Source organism: Kitasatospora sp. NPDC042419, from assembly GCF_056437345.1.
In genome coordinates this window covers 1-6946 of the sequence record NZ_JBWKAW010000079.1, presented here as the reverse complement: position 1 = coordinate 6946, position 6946 = coordinate 1, and the positions used below count along the sequence as shown (strand labels likewise).

Annotated in this window: 7 protein-coding genes and 1 pseudogene; 6 read left to right on the top strand and 2 right to left on the bottom strand. The window is 74.0% G+C overall.

Annotated elements, in window-relative coordinates; translation table 11 throughout:
* The 4 genes and pseudogenes from AC067J_RS43810 to AC067J_RS43795 all read left to right on the top strand — a co-directional run.
* Positions 1-159, top strand: a pseudogene (locus AC067J_RS43810) (DUF4097 family beta strand repeat-containing protein); the annotation flags it as partial.
* A 43-nt stretch (positions 160-202) separates the two neighbouring features.
* The gene (locus tag AC067J_RS43805) at positions 203-1159 is read left to right on the top strand and encodes an ATP-binding cassette domain-containing protein (protein WP_478308480.1); all 957 of its coding nucleotides are present in this window, start codon (positions 203-205) and stop codon (positions 1157-1159) included.
* Complete coding sequence (locus tag AC067J_RS43800) at positions 1156-1947, top strand: ABC transporter permease (RefSeq protein ID WP_478308479.1); 792 nt, start codon at positions 1156-1158, stop codon at positions 1945-1947. Before AC067J_RS43805 ends, AC067J_RS43800 begins: the two co-directional genes overlap by 4 nt.
* A gap of 123 nt (positions 1948-2070) precedes the next feature.
* Positions 2071-2490 carry a CoA-binding protein gene (locus tag AC067J_RS43795; protein ID WP_478308478.1) on the top strand — a complete coding sequence of 140 codons (420 nt, stop codon included), beginning with the start codon at positions 2071-2073 and terminating at the stop codon, positions 2488-2490.
* 63 nt (positions 2491-2553) lie between these two features.
* On the opposite strand, the gene AC067J_RS43790 is transcribed toward AC067J_RS43795, so the two are convergent.
* Entirely contained in the window at positions 2554-3522 is a 969-nt protein-coding gene (locus AC067J_RS43790) for a TIGR04222 domain-containing membrane protein (protein ID WP_478308477.1), read from the bottom strand.
* Between the two features lie 176 nt (positions 3523-3698).
* Positions 3699-5036 carry a UDP-glucose dehydrogenase family protein gene (locus AC067J_RS43785; RefSeq protein ID WP_478308476.1) on the bottom strand — a complete coding sequence of 446 codons (1338 nt, stop codon included), beginning with the start codon at positions 5034-5036 and terminating at the stop codon, positions 3699-3701.
* A 190-nt stretch (positions 5037-5226) separates the two neighbouring features.
* Between AC067J_RS43785 and AC067J_RS43780 the strand changes: the two genes are divergently transcribed.
* Positions 5227-6591: an LCP family protein gene (locus AC067J_RS43780; RefSeq protein ID WP_478308475.1), complete on the top strand. Its 1365-nt coding sequence runs from the start codon at positions 5227-5229 to the stop codon at positions 6589-6591.
* Between the two features lie 96 nt (positions 6592-6687).
* On the top strand, positions 6688-6946 hold a 259-nt coding region (locus tag AC067J_RS43775), incomplete at its 3' end, for an acyl-CoA dehydrogenase family protein (RefSeq protein ID WP_478308474.1).

Here is a 6946-nt window from a genome sequence, read left to right as displayed (position 1 = left end):
GACATCGAGATCGGCGCCGCCCGCGGCGTCACCGCCACCCTCGACGCCGGCACCACCCTGGGCCGCGTCCACAACGCCCTCAAGAACAACGACGGAACCCCCACCCTCACCATCCACGCCACCACCACCCACGGCGACATCACCGCCCGCAGCATCTGACCCCACCGCCGCCGACCCCGCACCCCCTGGAGGAGCACCCATCATGACCACCCTGGCCATCGCGGCGAACGGGCTGCGCAAGTCCTACGGCGACAAGGTCGTGCTCGACGGCGTCGACCTGGCCGTCCCGGAAGGGACGATCTTCTCCCTGCTCGGCCCGAACGGTGCCGGCAAGACCACCGTCGTGAAGGTCCTCTCCACCCTCGCCACCGCCGACGCCGGCGACCTGCGGGTCGGTGGCCACGACCCGGTGGCCGACCCGCAGGCGGTACGGGCGGCGATCGGCGTCACCGGCCAGTTCTCCGCCGTCGACGGCCTGATCACCGGCGAGGAGAACATGCTCCTCATGGCGGACCTCCACCACCTGTCCAAGCGCGAGGGCCGCCGGGTCGCCGCCGAACTCCTGGAGCGCTTCGACCTGGTCGAGGCCGCGAAGAAGCCCGCCTCCACCTACTCCGGCGGCATGAAACGCCGCCTGGACATCGCCATGACCCTGGTCGGCAGCCCGCGGATCATCTTCCTCGACGAGCCCACCACCGGCCTCGACCCGCGCTCACGCCACACCATGTGGCAGATCATCCGCGAACTCGTCGCCGACGGCGTCACCGTCCTCCTCACCACCCAGTACCTCGAAGAGGCCGACCAGCTCGCCGACCGCATCGCCGTCCTCAACGACGGCAGGATCGCCGCCCACGGCACCGCCGACGAGCTGAAGAGGCTCGTCCCCGGCGGCCACGTGCGGCTCCGCTTCGCGGACCCGGCCGCGTACCACTCCGCCGCCTCGACGCTGCGCGAAGTCACCCGGGACGACGAAGCACTGGCCCTGCAGATCCCCAGCGACGGCAGCCAGCGCGAACTGCGCGCCGTCCTCGACCGGCTGGACTCCGCCGGCGTCGAGGCGGACGAACTGACCGTCCACACCCCCGACCTCGACGACGTCTTCTTCGCCCTCACCGGCGCCACCACCACCCCCGACCAGACCGAGGAGACCGTCCGATGAGCTCCCTCTCCCTCGCCGTCCGCGACTCCGCCACCATGCTGCGCCGCAACCTGCTGCACGCCCGGCGCTACCCGTCCCTCACGCTGAACCTGCTGCTCACGCCGGTCATGCTGCTGCTGCTCTTCGTCTACATATTCGGCGACACCATGAGCGCCGGCATCGGCGGCGGTGGCTCCGACCGCTCCGCCTACATCGCCTACATCGTCCCGGGCCTGCTGCTGATGACCATCGGCAGCACCGTGGTCGGAACGGCGGTGTCCGTCTCCAACGACATGACCGAGGGCATCATCGCCCGCTTCCGCACCATGGCGATCCACCGCGGGTCGGTGCTCGTCGGACACGTGGTCGGCAGCGTCCTGCAGTCGGTCATGAGCGTGGTCCTGGTCGGCGCCGTCGCCGTGGCCATCGGCTTCCGGTCCACCGACGCCACCGCCCTGGAATGGCTGGCGGCCTTCGGACTCCTCGTGCTCTTCGCCCTCGCGCTCACCTGGATCGCGGTCGGCATGGGCCTCATCAGCCCGAACGCCGAAGCGGCGAGCAACAGCGCGATGCCGCTGATCCTCCTCCCGCTCCTCTCCAGCGCCTTCGTCCCGGTCGAGTCCATGCCCGGCTGGTTCCAGCCGGTCGCCGAGTACCAGCCCTTCACCCCCGCCATCGAGACCCTCCGCGGCCTGCTGCTCGGCACGGGGATCGGCCACAACGGATGGCTCGCCGTCGCCTGGTGCCTGGGCCTCGCGGTGCTCGGCTACCGCTGGTCGACCGCGAAGTTCAACCACGACCCGAAGTAGGCCCCGTGCGGCCGCCCACCCGCCCGCCGGCACGGCGATCGCCCGCCGGCGAGCGGGAATGACCCGGCCCCGGGCGGCGCTTGGCATGACGAGTCCCCGGCCGGGGACACGAGGAGGCAGGGCATGTACGGCGACCCGGAGACGGTCCGCAGGATCCTGACCGAGACGGGCGACACCTGGGCCGTCGTCGGCCTGTCGTCCAACCGGCGGCGCGCGGCCTACGGCGTGGCCGAGGTGCTCCAGCGCTTCGGCAAGCGGATCGTGCCGGTGCACCCGAAGGCGGAGACGGTACACGGCGAGCCGGGGTACGCCTCCCTCGCGGACATCCCCTTCGAGGTCGACGTGGTGGACGTGTTCGTGAACTCGGACCTCGCCGGCCCGGTCGCGGACGAGGCCGCGGCCATCGGCGCCGAGGCCGTCTGGTTCCAGCTCGGGGTGATCGACGAGGCCGCGTACGAGCGGACCCGCGCCGCCGGGCTGGAGATGGTGATGGACAGGTGCCCCGCGATCGAGATCCCGAGGCTCGGCCCGGTCACCGGGTAGCCCCGGCCGCGAGCGCGAATGCCGGACGCCCCCTGGAGCCCGCCAGGACCGGCCGGACGCTCGCTAGAGCCCCCCGCCGCAGCCCGCGCCGCCGCAGCCCCCGCCGCCGAGGCCGCCGGTGCCGACACCGCCCCACCCCGGCTCGGGTGGATCCGGGCGGGTGGCGCCGCGCGGGGCGTCGGACCGGGTGGGCCGCTCGTCGGAGGGAGCGCCTGACGGGGCGTCGGACGGAGACGGGGGCGCGGGCGGCGCGGCGCGCAGGACGGGCTCGGGCGGCTCCGGGGGAGCGGTCCGGGCGATCGCCAGCGGGTGGTCCGGCGCAAGGGCGTCGAGCCCGCCGAGCGCGACGAGGACGGCGGGGGACTCCCCCGCCGAGGAGGACCGGGCCCGCGCCAGGACCTTCCGGCCGCGCTCCGTGGTGCGGCTCGGCTTGGGGCGGGGCCACAGGGCGACGGCGAGGGCCGCCACGAGCAGGGTCCCGAATCCCGCCTGCACCAGGCCCACCGGGCCCTCGTGCAGGTCCGCCTGCCAGAGCGCGACCGCCCCCATCAGCCCCACCAGGACCGGCGCGTAGGGCGCCGACTGGTAGCCGGCCCGGGCCTTGGCGTACAGCTGCTGGTCCCGGAGCAGGCCGGCCGCCACCAGGCCGTCCCGGATCTCCGCGGCCGCCTCGGCGAGCTGCCAGTCGGAGAGGCGCCGGTCGGCGAGCAGCTCGGTCAGCGCGCGGGTGCGGGTCGGTCCGGCGGCGAGGACCACGGTGGCCTCGGCGGCGACCGCGGTCTCGGCGGCGGTGGCGGGATCGGTCACGGTCACCGTGCCCGAACGGGACGCCACCAGGCGTCCCTCCTCGTGCATCACCGTGACCGCGGTCTCGGCCAGGTGTTCGGCCAGGTAGGCGAGTTCGTAGGGGCCCGGGGTGAAGCCCGAGCGCCGCGGGGCGAGTTCGGCCCGGCGCAGGCCGGCCACGGCGGTCGAGGCCCGGAACACGTTGAGGCCCACCACCGCGACCGCGGCGACGAACAGGAAGGTCACGGCTCCCACGGCACCCCCGGTCCGCGGCGGTCGACCGGCCGCCGCCCCCACAGTGTGGGAGTGGTGGCGGTCCGGCACAAGGCATCCGACCGACCTCCCGCCAGGGGACGGGAGCCGGGAGACGGGGGAGGGGACGGCGCGTCCGCCGGGCGGCCCGGAGCCCGGGGCCGGGCGGGTCAGCTCGGGCGGCCGAGGGCGCGGTAGGTCCAGCCGGCGGCGCGCCACGCGTCGGCGTCGAGGACGTTGCGGCCGTCGAGGAGGCGGCGCTCGGCGACCACGGCACCCAGCTCGGCCGGGTCGAGCTCGCGGAACTCCTGCCACTCGGTGAGGTGCAGGACGACGTGCGCGCCCTCCGCGGCCTCCAGCGGCGACCCGGCGTACGCCAGGCTCGGGAACATCTTGCGGGCGTTGTCCATCGCCTTGGGGTCGTAGACGGTGACCTGCGCGCCCTGGAGCTGGATCTGGGCGGCGACGTTGAGCGCGGGGGAGTCCCGGATGTCGTCCGAGTTGGGCTTGAAGGAGGCGCCGAGGACGGCGACCCGGCGGCCCAGGAACCCGCCTGCGCACTGCTCGCGGGCCAGCTCGACCATCCGGGAGCGGCGGCGCATGTTGATCGAGTCGACCTCGCGGAGGAAGGTCAGCGCCTGGTCGGCGCCCAGCTCGCCGGCCCGGGCCATGAACGCCCGGATGTCCTTGGGCAGGCAGCCGCCGCCGAAGCCGAGGCCGGAGTTGAGGAACTTGCCGCCGATCCGCTCGTCCAGCGCGAGCGCCTTGCTCAGCTGGGTGACGTCGGCGCCGGCCGCCTCGCAGACCTCCGCCATCGCGTTGATGAAGGAGATCTTGGTGGCCAGGAAGGAGTTGGCGGCGGTCTTCACCAGCTCGGCGGTGGCGTAGTCGGTGACCAGGAACGGCACCCCGGCGGCGATCGGCTCCGCGTACACCTCGCGCAGCAGCTGTTCGGCCCGCCCGCCGCGGGCGCCGATCACGATCCGGTCCGGGCGCAGGGTGTCCTGGACGGCGAAGCCCTCGCGCAGGAACTCCGGGTTCCAGGCCAGCTCGGCCGCCTCGCCGACCGGCGCCAGCGCGGCCAGCCGCTCGGCGAGCCGGCTCGCCGAGCCGACCGGGACGGTGGACTTGCCGACCACCAGCACCGGGCGGGTCAGGTACGGCGCGAGCGAGTCGATCGCCGCGTCCACGTAGGACATGTCGGCGGCGAACTCGCCCTTGCGCTGCGGGGTGTTGACGCAGACGAAGTGCACGTCGCCGAACTCGGCCGCCTCCTGCGCGGAGGTCGTGAACCGCAGCCGGCCGGTCGAACCCTCGTGGCCCGCCACGTGCTTGAGCAGCAGCTCGGAGAGACCCGGTTCGTACATCGGGACCTGGCCCGCGGTCAGGGTGGCGATCTTCTCCGGGTCGATGTCCAGCCCCAGCACCTCGAAGCCGAACTCCGCCATGGCGGCGGCGTGGGTGGCGCCGAGATAACCGGTGCCGATCACGGAGATGCGGAGGGTCACGGTTTCCCCTTCGGGACGGGCTGAGGGTGACGGTCCCGGTAGGGCCGCGCGCACCGATGCTATCCGGCCAGACGGGTCGAGCCCAGGCCGTCCCGGGATGGAGCGGGTGAAATCGGGTGCGGGCGCGGGTGCGGGCGCGGGCTCGGCGGAAACCCCGCGCGGGGACTGTGACCGGCGGCACAATGCGCACATGGAGTCGGAGGGCGATCGGGTGGACGGCCGGGCGGGCGACGACGACGCGGGCGGCGACAGCGCCGGTGGCGGGGTGGACGGTGGGTCGGGCGGCGGGGCGGACGGTGGGGCGGGCGGCGGGGCGGGCGGTGGGGCGGGCGGTGGGGCGGACGGTGGGGCGCGGCGGCCGGCGGACGCGCCGGTCCGGAAGGGGCTGAGCCTCTTCGAGCCGCGTACGGGGCCCGGGGCGCCGCAGGCCGGCCCGGGCGCCGCGGATCCCGCCGACCCGGACGCCCCTGCCGACCCAGGCGACCCCGCCGACCCGGACGACCCCGACGGCGCCTCCGAGCCGCCGGCCCGGCGCCGCCGCACCCGGCGGGTCCTGCTCTGGAGCCTCTCGGTGCTGCTGGTCCTCGTCGTCGGCGGGTGCGGCGCCCTGTTCTGGACGGCCGAGCACTACGCCTCCTCCGTCCACCGGATCCCGGACGCCTTCCCGACCGCCCCCGAGTCCGCCCAGCCGCGGCCGGTCCCGGCGAGCGGCCTCAACCTGCTACTGGTCGGCCTGGACGCCCGCTCCGACACCCCGACGACGGGCAGTGCCGCGAAGGCCCCGGTCTGGCAGGCGGGTGCGGCCCGCAGCGACACCATGATGCTGCTCCACCTCTCCGACGACCGCCGCTCCGCCACCCTGGTCTCGCTGCCCCGCGACACCTGGGTGCGGGTCCCCGGCCACGGTGACGCCAAGCTGAACGCCGCCTACTCCTGGGGCGGCCCGCCGCTGATGACCGAGACCGTGCAGAACCTCACCGGGATCCGCATCGACCACCTCGCGGTGATCGACTGGAACGGCTTCCGGGCCCTGACCGACGCCGTCGGCGGCGTCGACATCACCATTCCGCGCACCATCGAGGGCGTCGGCGAGGCCCGCGCCTGGGAGGCCGGCACCCACCACATGGACGGCGCGCAGGCGCTCCTCTACGTCCGCGAGCGCTACGGCCTGCCCGGCGGCGACCTCGACCGCACCAAGCGCCAGCAGAACTTCCTGCGCGCGCTGATGCTGAAGGTCATGGACTCCGGCACGCTGACCAGTCCGGCCAGGCTCGGCGGTCTGCTGGGCACGGTGGGCGAGGTGGTCAGCGTCGACGACCGGTTCTCCAACACCGACCTGTACCAGCTCGCCTGGAGCCTGCGCTCGCTGCGCGCCGACGACGTGCGGTTCATGAACGCGCCGTTCGGCGGGTTCGGCACCCGGGACGGGCAGAGCGTCGTGCTGCTGGACGAGCACCCGGCCGACCAGCTCTGGGAGGCGATGCGCAACGACCGGATGACGCAGTACTTCCAGGAGCACCGGGCCGGCGACACGCTCGGGGCGGACGTCGACTGATCTAGGCAGCCGCTGGCCGGAGCCCTAGGATCTGCTACTCAACGGTAACTAACTGGTTCCACCAGTGGCACGGACTCTCCGAAGAGGCAGGCAGCAATGGCGGGCAGCGCAGGGGCGGACTTCGATCTCTTCCGGATCTCCGAGGAGCACGGGATGCTCCGTGAGGCGGTGCGTTCGCTGGCCGAGGCGAAGATCGCTCCGTTCGCGGCGGAGGTGGACGAGCAGGGGCGGTTCCCGCAGGAGGCGTTGGAGGCGTTGCGGGGGAGCGACCTGCACGCGGTGCACGTGCCGGAGGAGTTCGGTGGTGCGGGGGCGGACGCGCTGGCGACGGTGATCGTGATCGAGGAGGTGGCGC